19 protein-coding genes are annotated in these 17,505 nt (G+C 65.6%); 6 read left to right on the top strand and 13 right to left on the bottom strand.

What is annotated here, in order from left to right; all coding sequences use genetic code 11:
* Positions 1-47: 47 nt before the first annotated feature.
* Positions 48-1,004 carry a CoA ester lyase gene (locus AB0362_RS22040; protein WP_317810592.1) on the bottom strand — a complete coding sequence of 319 codons (957 nt, stop codon included), beginning with the start codon at positions 1,002-1,004 and terminating at the stop codon, positions 48-50.
* Positions 1,005-1,063: 59 nt separating this feature from the next.
* On the opposite strand from AB0362_RS22040, the gene AB0362_RS22035 reads away from it, so the two are divergent.
* From AB0362_RS22035 to AB0362_RS22020, 4 genes are all read left to right on the top strand, one after another.
* Positions 1,064-2,338, top strand: coding sequence for a CBS domain-containing protein (locus tag AB0362_RS22035; RefSeq protein ID WP_317534029.1), 1,275 nt, complete (start codon positions 1,064-1,066; stop codon positions 2,336-2,338).
* Positions 2,339-2,358: 20 nt separating this feature from the next.
* Positions 2,359-2,898: a DUF1003 domain-containing protein gene (locus AB0362_RS22030; RefSeq protein ID WP_149407932.1), complete on the top strand. Its 540-nt coding sequence runs from the start codon at positions 2,359-2,361 to the stop codon at positions 2,896-2,898.
* A gap of 113 nt (positions 2,899-3,011) precedes the next feature.
* Positions 3,012-3,884, top strand: coding sequence for a murein transglycosylase (locus tag AB0362_RS22025; RefSeq protein WP_317810594.1), 873 nt, complete (start codon positions 3,012-3,014; stop codon positions 3,882-3,884).
* A 61-nt stretch (positions 3,885-3,945) separates the two neighbouring features.
* Positions 3,946-5,082, top strand: coding sequence for an Mrp/NBP35 family ATP-binding protein (locus tag AB0362_RS22020; protein ID WP_068053099.1), 1,137 nt, complete (start codon positions 3,946-3,948; stop codon positions 5,080-5,082).
* A gap of 192 nt (positions 5,083-5,274) precedes the next feature.
* Here AB0362_RS22020 and tatB read toward each other — a convergent pair whose 3' ends face one another.
* The 4 genes from tatB to sigE all read right to left on the bottom strand — a co-directional run bounded on the left by tatB (position 5,275) and on the right by sigE (position 8,329).
* Positions 5,275-5,724, bottom strand: a complete 450-nt coding sequence (gene tatB, locus AB0362_RS22015; protein WP_317534028.1) for a Sec-independent protein translocase protein TatB — start codon at positions 5,722-5,724, stop codon at positions 5,275-5,277.
* Positions 5,725-5,742: 18 nt separating this feature from the next.
* The gene (locus AB0362_RS22010) at positions 5,743-7,188 is read right to left on the bottom strand and encodes a trypsin-like peptidase domain-containing protein (protein WP_317534056.1); all 1,446 of its coding nucleotides are present in this window, start codon (positions 7,186-7,188) and stop codon (positions 5,743-5,745) included.
* Positions 7,189-7,359: 171 nt separating this feature from the next.
* The gene (locus tag AB0362_RS22005) at positions 7,360-7,686 is read right to left on the bottom strand and encodes a zf-HC2 domain-containing protein (protein ID WP_243596850.1); all 327 of its coding nucleotides are present in this window, start codon (positions 7,684-7,686) and stop codon (positions 7,360-7,362) included.
* A 16-nt stretch (positions 7,687-7,702) separates the two neighbouring features.
* Positions 7,703-8,329, bottom strand: coding sequence for an RNA polymerase sigma factor SigE (gene sigE / locus AB0362_RS22000; protein ID WP_243596927.1), 627 nt, complete (start codon positions 8,327-8,329; stop codon positions 7,703-7,705).
* 239 nt (positions 8,330-8,568) lie between these two features.
* Here sigE and AB0362_RS21995 point away from each other — a divergent pair, with 239 nt between their 5' ends.
* Positions 8,569-9,180 carry an O-methyltransferase gene (locus tag AB0362_RS21995; protein ID WP_032365496.1) on the top strand — a complete coding sequence of 204 codons (612 nt, stop codon included), beginning with the start codon at positions 8,569-8,571 and terminating at the stop codon, positions 9,178-9,180.
* 72 nt (positions 9,181-9,252) lie between these two features.
* On the opposite strand, the gene glgC is transcribed toward AB0362_RS21995, so the two are convergent.
* Complete coding sequence (glgC, locus tag AB0362_RS21990; RefSeq protein WP_243596849.1) at positions 9,253-10,467, bottom strand: glucose-1-phosphate adenylyltransferase; 1,215 nt, start codon at positions 10,465-10,467, stop codon at positions 9,253-9,255.
* A gap of 76 nt (positions 10,468-10,543) precedes the next feature.
* Here glgC and glgA point away from each other — a divergent pair, with 76 nt between their 5' ends.
* Complete coding sequence (glgA, locus tag AB0362_RS21985; RefSeq protein ID WP_243596848.1) at positions 10,544-11,707, top strand: glycogen synthase; 1,164 nt, start codon at positions 10,544-10,546, stop codon at positions 11,705-11,707.
* Here glgA and AB0362_RS21980 read toward each other — a convergent pair.
* The 7 genes from AB0362_RS21980 to AB0362_RS21950 form a co-directional block, all read right to left on the bottom strand.
* Entirely contained in the window at positions 11,677-12,555 is an 879-nt protein-coding gene (locus AB0362_RS21980) for a methyltransferase domain-containing protein (RefSeq protein ID WP_317534027.1), read from the bottom strand. The genes glgA and AB0362_RS21980 overlap by 31 nt on opposite strands.
* A 106-nt stretch (positions 12,556-12,661) precedes the next feature.
* Positions 12,662-12,829, bottom strand: a complete 168-nt coding sequence (locus tag AB0362_RS21975) for a DUF3117 domain-containing protein (RefSeq protein ID WP_008714277.1) — start codon at positions 12,827-12,829, stop codon at positions 12,662-12,664.
* A 95-nt stretch (positions 12,830-12,924) separates the two neighbouring features.
* Complete coding sequence (locus AB0362_RS21970) at positions 12,925-13,503, bottom strand: DNA-3-methyladenine glycosylase I (RefSeq protein WP_243610364.1); 579 nt, start codon at positions 13,501-13,503, stop codon at positions 12,925-12,927.
* A gap of 26 nt (positions 13,504-13,529) precedes the next feature.
* Positions 13,530-13,865: a DivIVA domain-containing protein gene (locus AB0362_RS21965; RefSeq protein ID WP_243596846.1), complete on the bottom strand. Its 336-nt coding sequence runs from the start codon at positions 13,863-13,865 to the stop codon at positions 13,530-13,532.
* A gap of 29 nt (positions 13,866-13,894) precedes the next feature.
* Complete coding sequence (locus tag AB0362_RS21960) at positions 13,895-14,824, bottom strand: glucosyl-3-phosphoglycerate synthase (protein WP_243596845.1); 930 nt, start codon at positions 14,822-14,824, stop codon at positions 13,895-13,897.
* Positions 14,821-15,681, bottom strand: a complete 861-nt coding sequence (gene folP / locus AB0362_RS21955) for a dihydropteroate synthase (RefSeq protein ID WP_243610302.1) — start codon at positions 15,679-15,681, stop codon at positions 14,821-14,823. Before folP ends, AB0362_RS21960 begins: the two co-directional genes overlap by 4 nt.
* Positions 15,682-15,702: 21 nt before the next feature.
* Positions 15,703-17,478: a long-chain-acyl-CoA synthetase gene (locus tag AB0362_RS21950; RefSeq protein WP_317534026.1), complete on the bottom strand. Its 1,776-nt coding sequence runs from the start codon at positions 17,476-17,478 to the stop codon at positions 15,703-15,705.
* Positions 17,479-17,505: the final 27 nt, after the last annotated feature.

The raw sequence follows: 17,505 nt of genomic DNA, 5'->3' as shown, positions 1-17,505 counted from the left end.
ACAACCGGCACACCCGTTGTAGCGGTTCACAGCAGGTTGACGGTCGGTCAGGACGTGGGCGGCACGAAGGCGGTCGTACGCGTCATTCCTGCCGCGCGACCCTTCGCCGAGACGACGAGCGCCATCTTGCGGCTCGCCTCGTCGATCATCTCGTCGCCCAACATCACTGCGCCGCGACCGCCGCCCGCCGCGGAGGTGTGGAACTCGTACGCGTCGAGAATCATCTCGGCCTTGTCGTAGTCGGTCTGACGCGGCGCGAAGATCTCGTTGGCGGCCTCGATCTGCGTCGGGTGCAGCACCCACTTGCCGTCGAAACCGAGGCCTGCCGTCCGGCCCGCCGCCCGGCGAAAGGCGTCGAGATCGCGAATCTGCAGATACGGACCGTCGATCGCCTGCAGTCCGTGTGTTCGGGCGGCGAGCAGAATGGTCATCAGAATGTGGTGGTAGGCGTCGCCCGTGTCGTATCCGACCGGCTGCTCACCGACGACCAGGGTGCGCATGTTGACGCTGGCCATCAGGTCTGCGGGACCGAACACCAGGGTTTGCACCCGCGGGCTCGCGGTCGCGATCTCGTCGATGTTGCGCAGACTGCGGGCGCTCTCGATCTGGGGCTCGATCCCGATGGCTCCGACGTCGAGTCCGTGCTCTTTCTCGAGCTGCGTGAGCAGCAGATCCAACGCCTGCACGTGCGCGGCGCACTCCACCTTCGGCAGCAGGATGGCGTCGAGATTGCGTCCGGCACCGGACACGACGTCGATGACGTCCCCGTACGTCCACTGCGTCGTCCAGTCGTTGACGCGCACCACCTTGATCTGATCGCCCCAACCATCGGAGTTCAGCGCATCGACGATGCGCGCGCGGGCCTCGACTTTCGCGATGGGCGCGACGGCGTCTTCGAGATCGAGGAAGATCGCATCGGCAGGCAGTCCCTTGGCCTTGGCGATCATCTTGTCCGAACTGCCCGGAACGGCCAGTACCGATCTCCGTAGGCCCGACGCATTCACCGCAGCACAACCCCTGTCTGATTCATCGTCTGTATCGCCCAACCTCTAACCTTGCCATCATGGCAGCACTGAGCAAGGTATTCGCGGCCAGGCTCGCCGGCCTGGGCGTCCTGGGCCCCGACGGCGAATCCATCGGCCGAGTTCGCGACGTGGTCATCTCGATGCGGGTCGGCAGAGCGCAACCCAGAGTCCTCGGCCTCGTGGTCGAATTGGCAACTCGCCGAAGAATTTTCGTGCCGATGCTCAGGGTCACCAGTATCGAGCCCAACTCGGTTCAACTCACGACCGGCAACGTCAGTCTGCGGCGATTCACCCAGCGCGCGAACGAGATCCTGGTGTTCGCCCAGATCCTCGACTCGAAGGTGCGCGTCGACGACCCCGAACTCGACGAGCTGCACGACACCGATTCCATCGTCGTCGATCTGGGTATCGAGCTCACCCGAACGCGGGACTGGGTCGTCGCGCGAGTGGCGGTGCGCAAGCAACGTCAGCGCCTGGCGCGCCGCGGTGCCATCCACGTCGTGGACTGGCTGCACGTGCAGGGACTCACGCAGAACGAACTGTCGATGCCCGATCAGGGTGTGGCACAGCTGCTCATGCAGTTCGAGGACCTGCGCGCGGCCGACGTCGCCAACGCGATGCGCGAGCTTCCCGTCAAACGACGCATGGAAGTCGCGCGGGCCCTCGACGACGAGCGGCTTGCCGACGTCGTCCAGGAACTGCCCGACGACGATCAGGTGGAGCTGATGCACTACCTCGGCGTCGACCGCGGTGCCGACGTGCTCGAGGCCATGGACCCCGACGACGCCGCCGACCTCCTCGGAGAGCTGCCCGAGACCGAAGCGGAATCGCTTCTGCGACTGATGGATCCGGAGGACTCCGCACCCGTCCGACGGCTGCTCGAACACTCCCCCGACACCGCCGGTGGTCTGATGACCCCCGAACCCGTCGTACTCACCGCGTCGACGACGGTGGCCGAAGCGCTCGCCCGGGTACGCAACCCCGACCTGACGCCCGCGCTCGCCTCACTGGTGTTCGTGGTGCGGCCGCCCACCGCCACTCCCACCGGGCCGTACCTCGGCTGCGTACATCTGCAGCAGTTACTTCGAGAACCCCCGGCGAGTCTGGTCGGCGGCGTGGTGGACAGCGCTCTGCCGCGCTTGTCGCCCGAGGACAGCCTCACCGCCGTGACGAGATACTTCGCGACGTACAACCTCGTCTGCGGCCCGGTGGTCGACGACGAGGACCACCTGGTCGGGGCCGTGACCGTGGACGACGTCCTCGATCACCTGCTGCCCGAGGACTGGCGAGATCAGGAAGTGGCGGGACAGTGAAAGAAACAGCACGCCAGAGAATGGACACTCCGCGCGGATCGCGGATGTTCAACGTCAACGTCGATTTCGACCTCGGCAGGTCGGGCGAGAAGGCCGCGAGGTTCCTCGGTACCGGCCGCTACCTGGCGATCCAGACGGGCATCGTGATCGTCTGGATCTTCCTCAACGTCGTGGCGGTCAACCTTCGGTGGGACCCGTATCCCTTCATCCTGCTCAACCTCGCGTTCTCGACCCAGGCCGCGTACGCGGCTCCGCTGATTCTGCTGGCCCAGAATCGGCAGGACGACCGAGACCGCGTCTCGCTCGAGGAGGACCGTTCTCGCGCACAACAGACGAAAGCCGACACCGAGTTCCTCGCTCGCGAGTTGGCATCGCTGCGGATCGCGGTCGGCGAGGTCGCCACCCGCGACTACCTGCGCCGCGAACTCGACGAGATCAAGGCGCTCCTCGAGCAGGCGACGGGCCAGCCCACAGCGACTCCGAAGAAAGCACGGAAGAAGGCCGCCGCCAGGGTGCAGGACGACTCGGGCACCCCGGAGGTCCCCGACCTCGATACGTAGCGGCCCGCTCTGTAACGGCCCGATAACGGAACAGTCTCGAATCAGGTACCCTCGATCCCGGTCATCGGTCGGGCCCCGGTTGTCATCCGGGGAAATCAGGAGGTACAGCACGCGTGGGTCGTCACAGAAAAGCATCGACTTCCAAGGTCCGACGGAATTCGGTGATTGCTCTGGCAGGTCTCGTCCCCGCAGGACTCGTCACCGCCGCCACCAGCGCCGGAGCCACGGAATACATTCCGTTCGTCTCGGCCAAGACCACCCCGGTCGCCCAGGAATCGAACTCCGTGGTGGAGACTCCGCAGCCGATCGCCCAGGACCAGCAGGCGCAGCCGGTGGCTCAGGCCGAGCAGCCGGTGCCCGCCGCGGTCCCCGCACCCGCGCCGGTTCCCGAGATCCCGCCCACACCCGAGCTACCCACCAACCTCGCCGTCAGCCCCATCGCCATCCCGGTCGTCAACGTCTCGGCGTACAAGAACGCCGAGCGGATCCTGGCCCAGCAGCAACCCGGTTGCGGTATCAGCTGGACCGTCATCGCCGGCATCGGCCGCGTCGAATCCACCCACGCCAACAACGGCAAGGTCGACGACTCGGGCGAGCTGCACGAACCCATCCTCGGCCCCCGGCTGAACGGAACCCTCGCCGGCAACCAGGTGATTCGTGACACCGACGGCGGGGCGCTCGACGGCGATGCCGAATACGACCGCGCAGTGGGACCCATGCAGTTCCTGCCCTCGACGTGGAACCTCTATCACGCCGACGGCAACGGCGACGGTGTCTCCGACCCGCAGAACCTGTTCGACGCAGCCCTGGCCACCGGTATGTACCTGTGCGACAACGGCACCGACATGCGCGATCTGGGATCGACCACCAAAGCGATCCTGCGCTACAACAATTCGATGGCCTACGTAGCGAACGTGCTCGCGTGGTCGGCGGGTTACGCCACCGGCATCGTCCCGTCCTCGGACCAGCTGCCCCGCATTCACTGACATCGCGCCCGCGCCTGCCCTGCTGTCCATCGGCGCACAACCCACCGCCTAGCATGAGGCAATGGCTGTACTGACCGAATCCGACGTTCGGACCGCGCTCACGAAGGTGATCGACCCCGAGATCCGCAAACCCATCACCGACCTCGGGATGGTCAAGAGCATCGACATCTCCGACGACGGCGCGGTCGGCGTCGGCATCTATCTGACCACCTCCGGCTGCCCGATGAAGACCGAAATCAGCGATCGCGTGAAGAACGCCGTCGCCGACGTCGCCGGCGTGGGCACCGTGACGGTCGAACTCGACGTCATGAACGACGAGCAGCGCACCGAACTACGCAAGTCTCTGCGCGGCGATTCCGCGGAGCCGATCATTCCCTTCGCGCAACCCGGATCCCTGACCCGCGTGTACGCGGTGGCGTCGGGCAAGGGCGGTGTGGGCAAGTCCAGCGTGACGGTCAATCTCGCCGCGTCACTGACCGCCCGTGGGCTGTCGGTCGGTGTGCTCGACGCCGACATCTACGGACACTCCGTGCCCCGGATGCTCGGAAACGACGCGCGGCCGACGCAGGTCGAGAAGATGATCATGCCGCCGCAGGCGCACGGAGTGAAGTTCATCTCGATCGCGCAGTTCACCCAGGGCAACACCCCCGTCGTCTGGCGCGGCCCGATGCTGCACCGCGCACTGCAGCAGTTCCTCGCCGATGTCTTCTGGGGCGATCTGGACGTACTGCTGCTCGATCTCCCGCCCGGCACCGGTGACGTGGCGATTTCTGTCGCCCAACTCATTCCGAGTGCCGAGATCCTCGTCGTCACCACCCCGCAGCAGGCCGCGGCCGAGGTGGCCGAACGCGCGGGCGCAATTGCATTGCAGACGCGTCAGCGCGTGGCAGGCGTCGTGGAGAACATGTCGTGGCTCGAACTGCCCGACGGTACCCGGATGGACATCTTCGGATCCGGTGGCGGACAGGACGTATCCGACAGATTGACCAAAGCCGTCGGTGCGAGCGTTCCGCTGCTGGGCCAGATTCCCCTCGACACCGCAGTCCGAGAGGGTGGAGACGCCGGAACGCCGATCGTGCTGAGCAACCCGGAATCGCCGGCTGCCCAGGCACTCGAAGCCGTGGCAGCGAAATTGGCAGTCCGCGAACGCGGACTGGTCGGCATGTCACTCGGAATCGACTCGGCCCGCAAGCTCTAGCGGACCGAACCTGCTTCCCACTGCCGCGTCTGGTTCCCCCGCCGCGTCAATGGACCCTTGCACGGCCGGGACGCCTGTAATGGAACATTCACGCAGCAGCAGGTTCTGCGTGAATGAACCATTGCCGCGCTCAGACGTGTGCAGTGGTCCATTGACGCAGACGGGTGAGACCGAACGACGAAGGATTCAGGCTTACGTGGCGTCGGCGTCGATCGGCGGGGTATCGCCTGCAGACAGTTTCGGCTCGTTCTTGCTCATCGACACCCCACTGCGAGCGGCTCCGGTCTGTGGCGTCGGTCCGCCGACGTTCTTCGGCTTGGTCTCGAAGGGCTTGCCCTTGAAGGTGTCGTCGAGTGGGTTCTTGAAGACCGAGTCGTCACCGTCGAGCAGGTGTTTGGTGATCACCGCGCGCGGGGTCATGCCCCGGAGCTGGTTGAGATCGGCAAGCGGCTTGCGAAGGTCCTCGAAGTCGGTGCCGAGCTCGTCCTTGAGCTGTTGGCTCGCGCCGTTGGCGTAGTCCTTGACCTGCCGGATCGACTTGGACACCCAGCTGATGGCGCCGGGGAGGCGATCGGGGCCGAGGATGACGAGAGCTGCTACGAGGAGAATGACGAGCTCTCCCCAACCGATGTTGCCGAACACGCCTGCCAGCCTACGTCGTCAGTCCGAAACCGGCGTGACGGAGAGGTCCACCAGCCGTCCCGACCGGACGAGTTGCACCGGAACCGACTCCCCGATCGTCGTGGCCTGCACGGCGACGACCAGTTCGTCGGCGTTACCCACGGTGCGGTCGCCGACCTTCGTGATGACATCTCCCTCGACGATGCCCGCTTCCTGAGCAGGCCCGCCCGAGCGCACGTTGGCCACTTCCGCCCCGGCGGAGGTGTCGTTGATGACCGATCGGGCGTTGACGCCGAAGTCGGGATGACGCATGACGCCGTCCCGGATGAGACTCTGCGTCACCTCGGTGACCTCGTCGACGGGAATCGCGAAGCCGAGGCCGACCGATCCGCCGCTCTCGCTGCGGATCGCCGAGTTGATGCCGATCACACGGCCCTCGAAGTCGATGAGCGGGCCACCGGAGTTGCCGGGGTTGATGGCAGCGTCGGTCTGCACGGCGTCGATGACGGCGTCGGTGTCGGTGCCTTCACCCGACAGGGCGACGGGTCGGTCGAGCGCGCTGACGATGCCGGAGGTGACGGTCTTGTTCAATCCCAGCGGTGAGCCGACGGCGATCACGTCCTGCCCGACGCGAACGTCCTCGGAACGACCGAGTTCGGCGACGGTCAGGTTGCCGACATCGGTCTTGAGGACCGCGAGGTCGGTCTTGGTGTCGCGGCCGACGATGTCGGCCGCCACCTTGGTGCCGTCGGAGAACGTCACTTCCAACGTCGAGTTCTCCGGGTCGGATGCGGCCAGCGAGATCACGTGATTGTTCGTCACGATGTAGCCGGCACCGTCGATGACGACGCCCGAGCCGGTGCCGCCGGTCTCGCCGAGCGTCACCTGGATCGACACGACGGACGGCAGGACGGCGTCGGCGACGTTGCTGATCTGCCCGCGCGGGATGTCGTCGCCGCTGGACTGGGTCAGTGTCACTTTCTGGCTGGTCAACGCGCCGGTCACCTCGGCGGTGAGGCGACCGAAGAGACCGCCGACCAACCCGATGACGAGAGCGAGAACACCGAGCACGACGAGGGCTCGGACGGACACCGATCGGCCGAACAGCACATCTCGCACACCGAGCTTGGTGCCCGGCGGGAGAACGGGCGGGGGCGGCGTGTCGAGCGCAGCGCTGCCGAGGGACACCCGAGCGGTGGGGTCGCGCCACGGATCGGCCGGAGCCGACGGGGCGGTGTCGCTGTCGGTCTCGGCGTTCGGATCACGTTGCAGCGATTCCTCGGTGTCGTCCGGACGTCCGAATGCCTCGGCGAGAATGGGATCGGGAGGCCGCACCGAGACGCGTGACGGTAATTCCTCACCGGGCCTGCGCTCGGAGAACGAACCGTCGACGTTGTCGGGACGTCCGAACACCGATGCCGACACCGGATCGACGGACGGTCGATACACCGGACGAGGTGGCAACCGTGGACCTTCCGGGCCGATACCGTCGGGCTCGGTCGCCGACGGGTCGGTGCCGGTCGTCTCGGTGCTGGTCGAATTCGATGTCACGCGTCCGGTTACCCCTCGCATACGTCGGTGTGAGAGTTCAGTATCACTCGAGCGGTCGGCTCGGCTCGATGCAGGTGAGAAGTCGTCGCGTGGATCGCGATGCAGTCAGCGTCGGCGACGACGGACGTCGGCGACAGCCGACATGAACGATCGCTTCGTGTGGGCCGGCCGGTCCTCGCCTGCGCAGGACGGAATCTGACTGAGCAACCCGAGCAGCGAGTGTGGCATGGACAGCTCACCCGCCCCGCGCAACGCTTTGCGGGCCTGCTGCTGGGCTTCGACCTCGGCGGCGCATTCCGGGCACTCGGACAGGTGTTGAGCAGCACGGAGGTAGGCGGGCATCCGCAGTTCACCGTCCACGTACGCCGCGACGGCTTCACTGGCCAGATGTTCGGTGGAGCTGAATTGCCTTCGCTTACGCGCCTGCGTCATCCAACCCTCCTCGTAGCTAGTGGACACTTGCGTGACCTGAGTCGACCTTCCCGTGCACTCGAAGGTACTCGCGTAGCGCCTGGCGTCCACGGTGAATGCGGCTGCGAACCGTTCCGAGCTTGACGCCCAGTGTCGCACCGATCTCCTCGTAGGACAGTCCTTCGATGTCGCACAACACGATTGCGGCACGGAACTCCGGTGCCAGCGAGTCGAGTGCGGACTGCAGATCGGGGTCGAGGCGCGCGTCGTGGTAGATCTGCTCGGGGTTGGGCCGGTCGGAGGGGACGCGGTCGTAGTCCTCGGGGAGGGCTTCCATCCGGATGCGGCTGCGGCGACGAACCATGTCCAGGAACAAGTTGGTGGTGATGCGGTGCAGCCAGCCCTCGAAGGTGCCGGGCTGGTAGTTGGAGAGGGAGCGGAACACCCGGATGAAGGTGTCCTGCGTCAGGTCCTCGGCATCCTGGGCGTTGCCGGACAGCCGGTAGGCCAGTCGGTAGACTCGGTCGCCGTGTTCGCGAACCAATTCGTCCCAGGACGGCATGGTGGAGTCCTCGCCGGTCGCATCGAACACTGCGGTGCCGCTGAGATCGTCGGGCGTGGGTACGGACTCGGGTAGACGCGCGGTGTCGCGATCGCCGTTGATCTTGTAAATAGTTGGATCCTCCTGCTCAGGACTGCGTACGTCCTTCTGATTCAACCGACGACTACCCTCGGATGTTCCAGCTCACACTTCGCAATCGAGACGGACCTTCGATTCCTCCACAGCCTGACGGACCCGCGTGTGGGTCCGGTATGAATCACCTGAGGCGCACCTGAGAATGTGTGCGTGAGATTGTGCCCGGGGCACGATAGCCTCGGGTCGTGCCGACCAACGCCGAGAAGATGCTCGCCTACGCCGAAGACTCCGCTCAGGAGGACGAGGTTCTGATCGCAGCCAGAGAGCGAGCCGTCGACCTCGGTGCCGCCCCGGTACCACCGTCGGTCGGCGCAATTCTGTCCATCTTCACCCAGATGCTCGGCGCGAAGACGGTCGTCGAAATCGGCACCGGCGCAGGGATCAGCGGTCTGTGGTTGCTCGACGGGATGCGCGCGGACGGCGTTCTCACCACCATCGACACCGAGCCGGAGCATCAGCGCGCGGCCCGAGAGGCGTTCCGCGCGGGGGGGATTGCGCCTTCGCGTACCCGGCTGATCAACGGCTGGGCCCTCGACGTGCTCCCCCGACTGGCCGATGACACCTACGACTTGGTGTTCATCGATGCCAGCCCTGCCGACCATCCGCACTTCGTCGCCGAGAGTGTTCGACTCCTGCGCCCCGGCGGAGTTCTGGTGCTGCACAACGCGTTACTGGGTGGACGCGTGGCCGACCCGACTCAGCGCGACGCGACCGCAGTGGCCGTTCGATCCGCAGCCAGGGCCATCGCCGAGGACGAGCGCCTGACGACGGTACTACTGCCGCTGGGTGACGGGTTGATCTGCGCGTCGAGGGCGTGAGCGGCTGCGCCGCATGTGAGCGGTAATTCGTAGCCTGCTACGAATTACCGCTCACATGCCGGAGGCTCTGCTCTAGATCCAGACGCCCTTGCCGACGGAGACGACTCCCCCGGCGCTGACGTTGAAGCGCTCGCGATCGCGTTCATGGTCGACGCCGACGATCTCGCCGTCACCGACGACGACGTTCTTGTCCAGAATCGCATGCCGAACGACGGCACCCTTGCCGATCCGGACGCCGGGCATCAGGACGCTGCCCTCGACGGTCGCGCCACTGTCGATCATGACGTTGGAGCTGAGCACCGAGTTGCGAACGGTGGCAGCCGACAGGATGCAGCCGGCACCGACCACCGATTCCTGAGCCAAGCCGCCCTGGACGAACTTGGCGGGCGGCAGGTTCTCGGCCGATCCACGAATGGGCCAGCGGCGGTTGTAGAGGTTGAAGATGGGGTGCACCGACACCAGATCCATGTGGGCGTCGTAGAAGGCGTCGATGGTGCCGACGTCTCGCCAGTAGCCGCGGTCGCGTTCGGTGGCACCGGGAACGACGTTGTCGTTGAAGTCGTACACCGAGGCGACGCCGGCCTCGACGAGCGCCGGAATGATGTCGCCGCCCATGTCGTGGTCGGAGTCGACGTTCTCGGAATCGGCCTTGATGGCGTCGACGAGCACCTTGGTGGTGAACACGTAGTTGCCCATCGAGGCGTACGTGACGTCGGGGTCGTCGGGGGTGCCGGGCGGTTGAGCCGGCTTCTCGAGAAATTGGGTGATCTTGCCGTCGGAGTCGGAGTCGATGCAGCCGAACGCAAATGCCTCGCTGCGCGGAACGCGGATCCCGGCAACGGTGACGCCCGCACCGGAGTCGATGTGCTGCTGCACCATCTGCTCCGGATCCATCCGGTACACGTGGTCGGCTCCGAAAACCACGATGTACTCGGGGTCCTCGTCGTACACCAGGTTCAGTGACTGGAAGATGGCGTCGGCGCTGCCGGTGTACCACCGGGGCCCGAGACGTTGCTGTGCCGGAACCGGAGTGATGTACTCCCCGGCGAATCCGGACAGTCGCCACGTCTGCGAGATGTGGCGATCCAGTGAATGGGACTTGTACTGGGTGAGCACGCAGAGCCGGAGGTAACCGGCGTTGACGAGATTGCTCAGCACGAAGTCGATGAGTCGGTAGGCGCCCCCGAAGGGAACGGCTGGCTTGGCTCGGTCCGCGGTCATCGGGTAAAGGCGCTTACCCTCTCCGCCGGCAAGCACAATCCCTAGTACGTGCGGTTGTGTCCTCACCCACTCAACCTATCCGCACCGAGAGAACCTTGCTACCAGTACACGCACAACTGCCGGGGAATGTAGGTTCGTTCACGTGCGAGTAGCGATGATGACCAAGGAATACCCGCCGGAGATCTACGGTGGCGCAGGAGTTCATGTCACGGAGTTGACCGCGCAGCTGAAGTCGCTGTGCGACGTCGACATCCACTGCATGGGAGCCCCGCGCGACACCGCACAGGTGCACGACCCCGATCCTGCACTCGCCGGTGCCAACGCCGCCTTGACAACGCTGTCGGCCGAGCTGCGGATGGCCAACGCGGCAGCGGGTGCGGACGTGGTGCATTCGCACACCTGGTACACCGGCCTCGCCGGCCACCTCGCGGCAGAACTGTACGGAGTTCCGCACATCCTCACCGCGCACTCGCTCGAACCGCGACGGCCATGGAAGGCCGAGCAACTCGGCGGCGGCTACCGCATCTCGTCGTGGTCGGAAAAGAATGCAGTGGAGTACGCCGACGCCGTCATCGCCGTCAGCGAGGGCATGGCCAAAGACGTGCTCGACGCCTATCCGCGCCTCGACCCGAGTCGAGTCCACGTGGTGCGCAACGGGATCGACACCGAGCGGTGGTTCGCAGATCACGGCACTGCGACTCTGGACGAGATCGGGGTGGATCCGAACAAGCCGATCGTCGCGTTCGTCGGCCGCATCACCCGGCAGAAGGGTGTGGGTCACCTGATTGCTGCCGCCCACCACTTCGATCCGTCGATCCAGCTCGTACTGTGCGCGGGCGCACCCGACACTCCGGAGATCGCCGCGGAAACCGAGCGAGCGGTGGCGTTGCTGGCCCAGCAGCGCAGCGGCGTGTTCTGGGTCAAGGACATGCTGCCCACCGACAAGATTCGCGAGATTCTCTCTGCCGCAGCTGTGTTCGTCTGCCCATCGGTGTACGAGCCACTCGGCATCGTCAATCTCGAGGCGATGGCCTGCGAAACCGCGGTCGTGGCGTCGGATGTCGGCGGCATCCCCGAGGTCGTCGACGAGGGCCGCACCGGTCGCCTGGTGCATTACAACTCCTACGAACCCGATGCCTTCGAGCGGAACCTGGCGGACACCGTCAACGAGGTAGCCCTCGACCCCGCACTCGCGGAAGCGATGGGCAAGGCCGGCCGCGAGCGAGCGGTCGCCGAATTCTCCTGGGCATCGATCGCGAAGCAGACTCTCGCCGTCTACAACGACGCGCTGGCGCGGCGCGGCTGATTCGTCGCTCGATAGATCGACACCGTCACCGACGCGGTGACCTCGGTGGTGTCGGGAAACTGCGCCAGCGCAGCTGCCCGAGCAACGGGGTCGCCGTGCCGCGCCGACGGCCCCATGCCGATCAGCGCGTCGATGTCGTTGCGCGAGAGCATCATCGAGTACTCGAGCGGGGATTCGGCCACCGGCTCGAACAGACCGGACAGCGATTCGCCGAGGCGACGTGTCTTGTCTTCCTCGACGCCGATGAGACCCAGCGGTCCACGCAACTCACGCTGGTGTCGCGACGTGGGTGTGACGACCACCAACACGCCGTCGTCGACGAGGACTCGATTCAGTTCACCGGCGTTGCGCGGCGCGAACACGCACGTCACCGCGGACAGTGCGCCCGACCGCACAGGTAGGCCACTCCAGATGTCCGCGACCACGGACCCCAGCCGCGGATGGGACCGTGCGGCACGCCTGGCCGCGAACTTCGACACGTCGACGCCTATCCCCCGCGCATCGGCGTGGGCGTCGAGCACAGCCGCGAGGTAGTGACCGGTGCCGACCCCGACGTCGAGCACGACGTCACTGCCCTCCGGGACACCCGCCGAGACCGCTGCCGCGATCGGATCGAAATGCCCCTCCCCCAGGAACACCTCACGCGCCGCGATCATCTCGGCCGAGTCGCCGCTGAACTTGCCACCGTCGCCGGTGAGCAAACTGACGTAGCCCTGCCGGGCGACATCGAACGAATGCCCTCGATCGCACCACAGCGTTCGATCGGTGTCGCCCACACCGAGCCCCGAGTCGAGCTCGCGTGCTCGACACTGCGGGCACACCAACGCGTCGACGACGTCGGTCAGCACCGAACACCCCTCTCACATCGAAAGCACCCACACTCGTCGAGACAACACAAAGCCCCGCTTGCCGTGGCGGCGAGCGGGGCTGAGCGATGATCGATCGACAGAGCTATCAGCCGGTGACACCCTTCAATTCGTCACCGAGTGCCGCGGCCTCGTCAGGGGTCAATTCGACGACCAAACGGCCGCCCCCCTCGAGCGGGACACGCATGACGATTCCTCGTCCCTCTTTGGTTGCTTCGAGGGGACCGTCCCCGGTCCGGGGCTTCATCGCCGCCATCCTCTGCTCCCTCCAGATCTGCGCCCACCAGCTCGGCGCCTAGGCCTAAAAGATAAATTCGTCGCGGGGCGACGGGTGTTGACACCTATTCTTCCCTATCGCCGTCGATACCGGGAAACGGAGTCGGTATTCGCGACCTGCACCCAGCACCCCGACAGGTGATCGTCGACCATTCCGGTGGCCTGCATCAAGGCGTAGGCGGTTGTCGGACCTACGAACCGCAGGCCCCGCCGCTTCAGTTCCTTGGCCAGAGCCGTCGATTCCGGGGTCGAGCCGGGCACATCGGAGAACTCCGTCAGGCGAGCCGACCTGGGTTGGGGCGCGAAAGACCACAGCAAGGAGTCGAGGTCCGTGTCCTCGAGATCGACGATGGCGCGCGCGTTGCTCACCGCTGCGTCGATCTTGAGCCGATTGCGCACGATGGACGCGTCGTTCATCAGTCGTTCGACATCGGCCTCGCCGAACCGGGCCACCAGCTCCGGATCGAAACCGGCGAAGGCGGTGCGGAAACTGTCACGCTTGCGCAGGATCGTGATCCACGACAGGCCCGACTGGAACGCTTCGAGACAGAGCCGCTCGTAAAGCTCGTTGCGGCCGTGCAGCGGCTGCCCCCATTCGACGTCGTGATAGTTGCGATACACGTCGTCGTCGGTGGCACCCCAGGGGCAGCGCAGACGACCGTCCGGTCCGGCGACCGCGCTCACCGCTCGTCCGGTCCTGCCTCGACCGGGGACGGGGTGATGGTGTCCTGCGACTGCTGTGCCGCGGACAGTCGCGACCGCAGCATGTCTATTTCGCCGCCGAGTCGCTCGAGCGCCCAATCGACCTCGCTGGGCTTGTATCCCCGCAGGGTCTGCTGGAACTTCAGCGAGTTCACGTCGGCTCCGGTGACGCCCTCGGCGGGGAGCACGGTCGCGGTGGTTCCCTCGGGCAACGGGCCCAGTTCCTCACCGCGACCGAACACCACCGATGCCACGAAGAACAGTGCAGCGGCGACGACGGCGATGACGACGACGTAGATCAGCAGCGTCAACATGCCACGATCTTGTCAGACCGTCCGACACGCTAGGTCAGCGAGTTCATCGCCGGTCGGTCCTGCAGCGACACCTCGGTCGAGAACGGCTCGAACGAGTCACCGTCGACGCGGAACTGCATCAGACCGGCCCCGGAGTCGACCATCCCGCACCGATTGAGCATGGTCCCGACGATCTGTCTGCTCATTGCCCCGAGTTCGACCAGCGGGCGATTGCGGTGCTTGCGTACACCCAGATTGACCTGGCCTATCGCCCGCAGCCCGAGCCTGTCGTAGGTATCGAGCAGCAGCCCAATCTCCACTCCGTAGCCGGGTGCGAACGGCACCGCGGACAGAAGCTCGCGGGTACCGGCGTACTCGCCGCCGAGGGGCTGAATGACACCGGTCAACTCCGGTCGCAGCGCAGCGAGCAGCGGCCTGGCCACGAGCTCGGTGACACGTCCACCGCCGTTGGCGTCCTCGGTTCCACTGGTCCGCAGCGGACGGCGATAGTAGCCCTTGACCAGATGGATACCGTCGCCCATCAGCAGTGGGCCCAGCAACTTGGGCACGAAGGCCGGATCGGGGTTGATCAGGTCGGAATCGACGAACGCGATGAGGTCACCGGTCGACGCGGCGACGGATCGCCACAGCACTTCGCCCTTGCCCGGTACCGGGTCGACGCCGGGTACAGCTTCTTCACGGCTGATGACCCGCGCGCCGGCCGCCGTCGCCCGCACAGCTGTCTCGTCCGTGGAACCGGAGTCGAGCACGATCAGCTCGTCGACGAGGCCACCGAGCAGCGGGTGGATCGTATCGATTACGGCAGCAACAGTCTGTTCCTCGTTGAGTGCCGGTAGTACCACCGAGACCGTGCGGCCCGCCTTCGCGGCTTCGAGCTCGGCGATGGTCCATTGCGGGGTGTCCCAGCTGTTGGTCTCGGACCACGCCCGGGTCACGTCCGTTCGATCCGCGAGTGTCATGCCAGACCCCTGACCGTCCGCGCCGGGGTTCTCAGCCCCTGGATCGCTGCCACCATGTCGACGACTCTTCTGGTCGACGCCACCTCGTGCACCCGGAACATTCGGGCTCCGCCTGCTGCGGCCAATGCTGTCGCTGCCAATGTTCCCTCCAACCGGTCGGCGAGTTCTACCCCTAGAGTCTCGCCTACGAAGTCCTTGTTGCTCAGCGCCATGAGCACAGGCCACCCGGTGTTTACAAGATCGTCCACGCGACGCAACAACTCGAGCCCGTGATAGGTGTTTTTCCCGAAATCGTGTGTCGGATCGATGAGAATCGAATCCTTTTTCACCCCCTCCGCGACTGCGTTCTCGGCGGCGGCGGTGACTTCGGCGATGACGTCGGCCACCACATCGGCGTACCGAACCCGAAACGGGCGCGTGCGAGGTACCGCTCCGCCGGTGTGCGAGCAGACGATGCCGACGCCCTCGGCGGCAGCGACGCGCACCAGTTCGGGGTCGGCCCCGGCCCACGTGTCGTTGATCAGATCCGCCCCGACGCCGCAGGCCAGGCGAGCGACCTCGCTGCGCCAGGTGTCCACACTGATCAGCAGCTCCGGGTAGGCGTCCCGAATCGCCTCGACGAACGGAACGACACGGCGAATCTCTTCCTCGGCATCGACGACGTCGCCGGGACCGGCCTTCACTCCGCCGATGTCGACCATGTCGGCACCCTCTGCGACAGCCCGGTGAACCGAAGCCATCGCCGCGTCGTCGGTGAAGTTCGCACCCCCGTCGTAGAACGAATCGGGGGTGCGATTGACGATCGCCATGACCAATGCGCGATCGTCGGCGACCGGTTTGCCGCAGAGGGTGCTCATGAAATCAATAGTGGCACGGGCCTAGCCCTTGGGTGCCTTACCTGCGGCGACCTCGTCGACGTAGCCGTCGTACGCCTTCTCGTAGCCACCGGACTTGCCGCGTAGCACGTACAGGTCGCTGTCATTGTCTTCCTCGTAGCCGAGTTTGCGCAGGGCCACCTTCTGGCTCTTGAACGTCGACGTCTGCTCGAGGGTGTCGACGATCCTGACGAAGAGCGGCACCGCGTACGTCGGCAGCTTGTCGTACAGGTGCTCGGCCACGGACTTGCCGTCGAAGGTCTCGCCCTCGCGCAGAGTCACCGCAGCCATGCCGGCCTTGCCGTCGGTTCCGTCGATGTCGACGCCGTACACGACAGCACCGTCGACCGAAGAGTGCCCACCGAGGGCACCCTCGACCTGTGTGGTGGCCACGTTCTCACCCTTCCAGCGGAAGGTGTCACCGAGGCGGTCGACGAACGCGACGTGCATCCAGCCCTGCTTGCGGACCAGGTCGCCGGTGTCGAACCACGCGTCGCCGTCCTTGAATCCGTCGCGCACCATCTTCTTCTCGGTGGCATTGTCGTCGGAGTAGCCGTCGAACGGTGCCCGGTCGGTGATCTTGGACAGCAGCAGTCCCACCTCGCCGTTGCCGACCTTGCGCAGCTTGCCGTCGTGACCGCGCTTGGCCTTGCCGGACTCCTCGTCGTACTGGACGACGGCGTAGGGCAGTGGACAGATACCAGCGGTCTTCTTCATGTTGAGGGCGTTGATGAACGCGATGTTGCACTCGCTGGCACCGTAGAACTCGGCGACGCGGGAAATGCCGAACCGCTCGGTGAACTCCTCCCAGATCTCCGGGCGCAGTCCGTTGCCGACGATCAGCTTGACCGAATTGTCACGGTCGGAGGCCTTTTCCGGCTGCGTCAGCAGGTAACGGCACAGTTCACCGATGTACGTGAACGCAGTGGCCTTGTTGACGCGGACGTCGTCCCAGAAATTGCTGACCGAGAACTGCTTGCCGATGGCCATCGTCGCGCCGCCTGCGAGCACCGACGACAGCGTTACGGTCAGTGCGTTGTTGTGGTACAGCGGCAGGCAGCAGTAGATGACGTCGTTACTGCGCAGCCGGACGCCCATGTTGCCGAGCCCGGACATCGACTTGAGCCAGCGGAAATGGCTCATCAGGCTGGCCTTCGGCATGCCGGTGGTGCCCGAGGTGAAGATGTAGAACGCCTTCTCCTTGGCCTGGATCTCCGCGGTCACCTTCGGGTTGGCCGTGGACGCCGTCGCCGCGAGTTCGGCCAGCTTCTTCAGTGGCAGAACCGCTCCCACCTTCGGCTCGGCGTCCAGCGAATCGAGGGCTTCCTGCGTGTTCTCGTCCAGTACGAGAACCTTGGCGTCGAGAATCCCGAGGCTGTGCTCGAGCACGTCGCCGCGCTGGTTGTAGTTCAGCATGCCCGCGGTGGCACCGAGCTTGACGGCGGCGAGCGCGGCGAACAGCGCCTCCGGACGGTTCTTGCTGAGGATGCCGACGACGTCGCCGCGCTCCACTCCGTGGTCGGCGAACACTGCCGCGTACTGGTTGACGAGCTCGTTCGCGTCCCGGTAGGTGATCGACTCGCCCTCGAACCGCACGAACGGACGGTCGCTGCTCTTCGCGGCGGCGTCCTGGAAGATCTGACCGATCGACGCTTTGTGGTCGGGCTTGCGGGTGAATCCCGCCAGGCCCTTGAGCAGACTAGGCACCTCCGTCACCATTTTCGGCAACGCGACCGCGAGGTCGGTCACTCCGATTTTCTGACGGGCATCGACAGCCATGAACTCCCCTTTGAAGACGATGTGAGA

The organism is Rhodococcus sp. NPDC079359 (genome assembly GCF_040702585.1).
Classification (GTDB): domain Bacteria; phylum Actinomycetota; class Actinomycetes; order Mycobacteriales; family Mycobacteriaceae; genus Rhodococcoides.
The sequence above is the reverse complement of the archived record's forward strand: the minus strand, read 5'-3'. Positions and strand labels throughout refer to the sequence as shown.

Bases quoted from the DNA above. Each gene is read 5' to 3' on its own strand.
- folP (WP_243610302.1), bottom strand. From the start codon at position 15,681: ATGAGCACCCTCTGCGGCAAACCGGTCGCCGACGATCGCGCATTGGTC.
- AB0362_RS21960 (WP_243596845.1), bottom strand. From the start codon at position 14,824: ATGACACTCGCGGATCGAACGGACGTGACCCGGGCGTGGTCCGAGACC.
- AB0362_RS21965 (WP_243596846.1), bottom strand. From the start codon at position 13,865: ATGTTGACGCTGCTGATCTACGTCGTCGTCATCGCCGTCGTCGCCGCT.
- AB0362_RS22030 (WP_149407932.1), top strand. From the start codon at position 2,359: ATGGACACTCCGCGCGGATCGCGGATGTTCAACGTCAACGTCGATTTC.
- AB0362_RS21995 (WP_032365496.1), top strand. From the start codon at position 8,569: ATGCTCGCCTACGCCGAAGACTCCGCTCAGGAGGACGAGGTTCTGATC.
- AB0362_RS22005 (WP_243596850.1), bottom strand. From the start codon at position 7,686: ATGACGCAGGCGCGTAAGCGAAGGCAATTCAGCTCCACCGAACATCTG.
- AB0362_RS22035 (WP_317534029.1), top strand. From the start codon at position 1,064: ATGGCAGCACTGAGCAAGGTATTCGCGGCCAGGCTCGCCGGCCTGGGC.
- AB0362_RS21975 (WP_008714277.1), bottom strand. From the start codon at position 12,829: ATGGCGGCGATGAAGCCCCGGACCGGGGACGGTCCCCTCGAAGCAACC.
- AB0362_RS21950 (WP_317534026.1), bottom strand. From the start codon at position 17,478: ATGGCTGTCGATGCCCGTCAGAAAATCGGAGTGACCGACCTCGCGGTC.
- AB0362_RS22020 (WP_068053099.1), top strand. From the start codon at position 3,946: ATGGCTGTACTGACCGAATCCGACGTTCGGACCGCGCTCACGAAGGTG.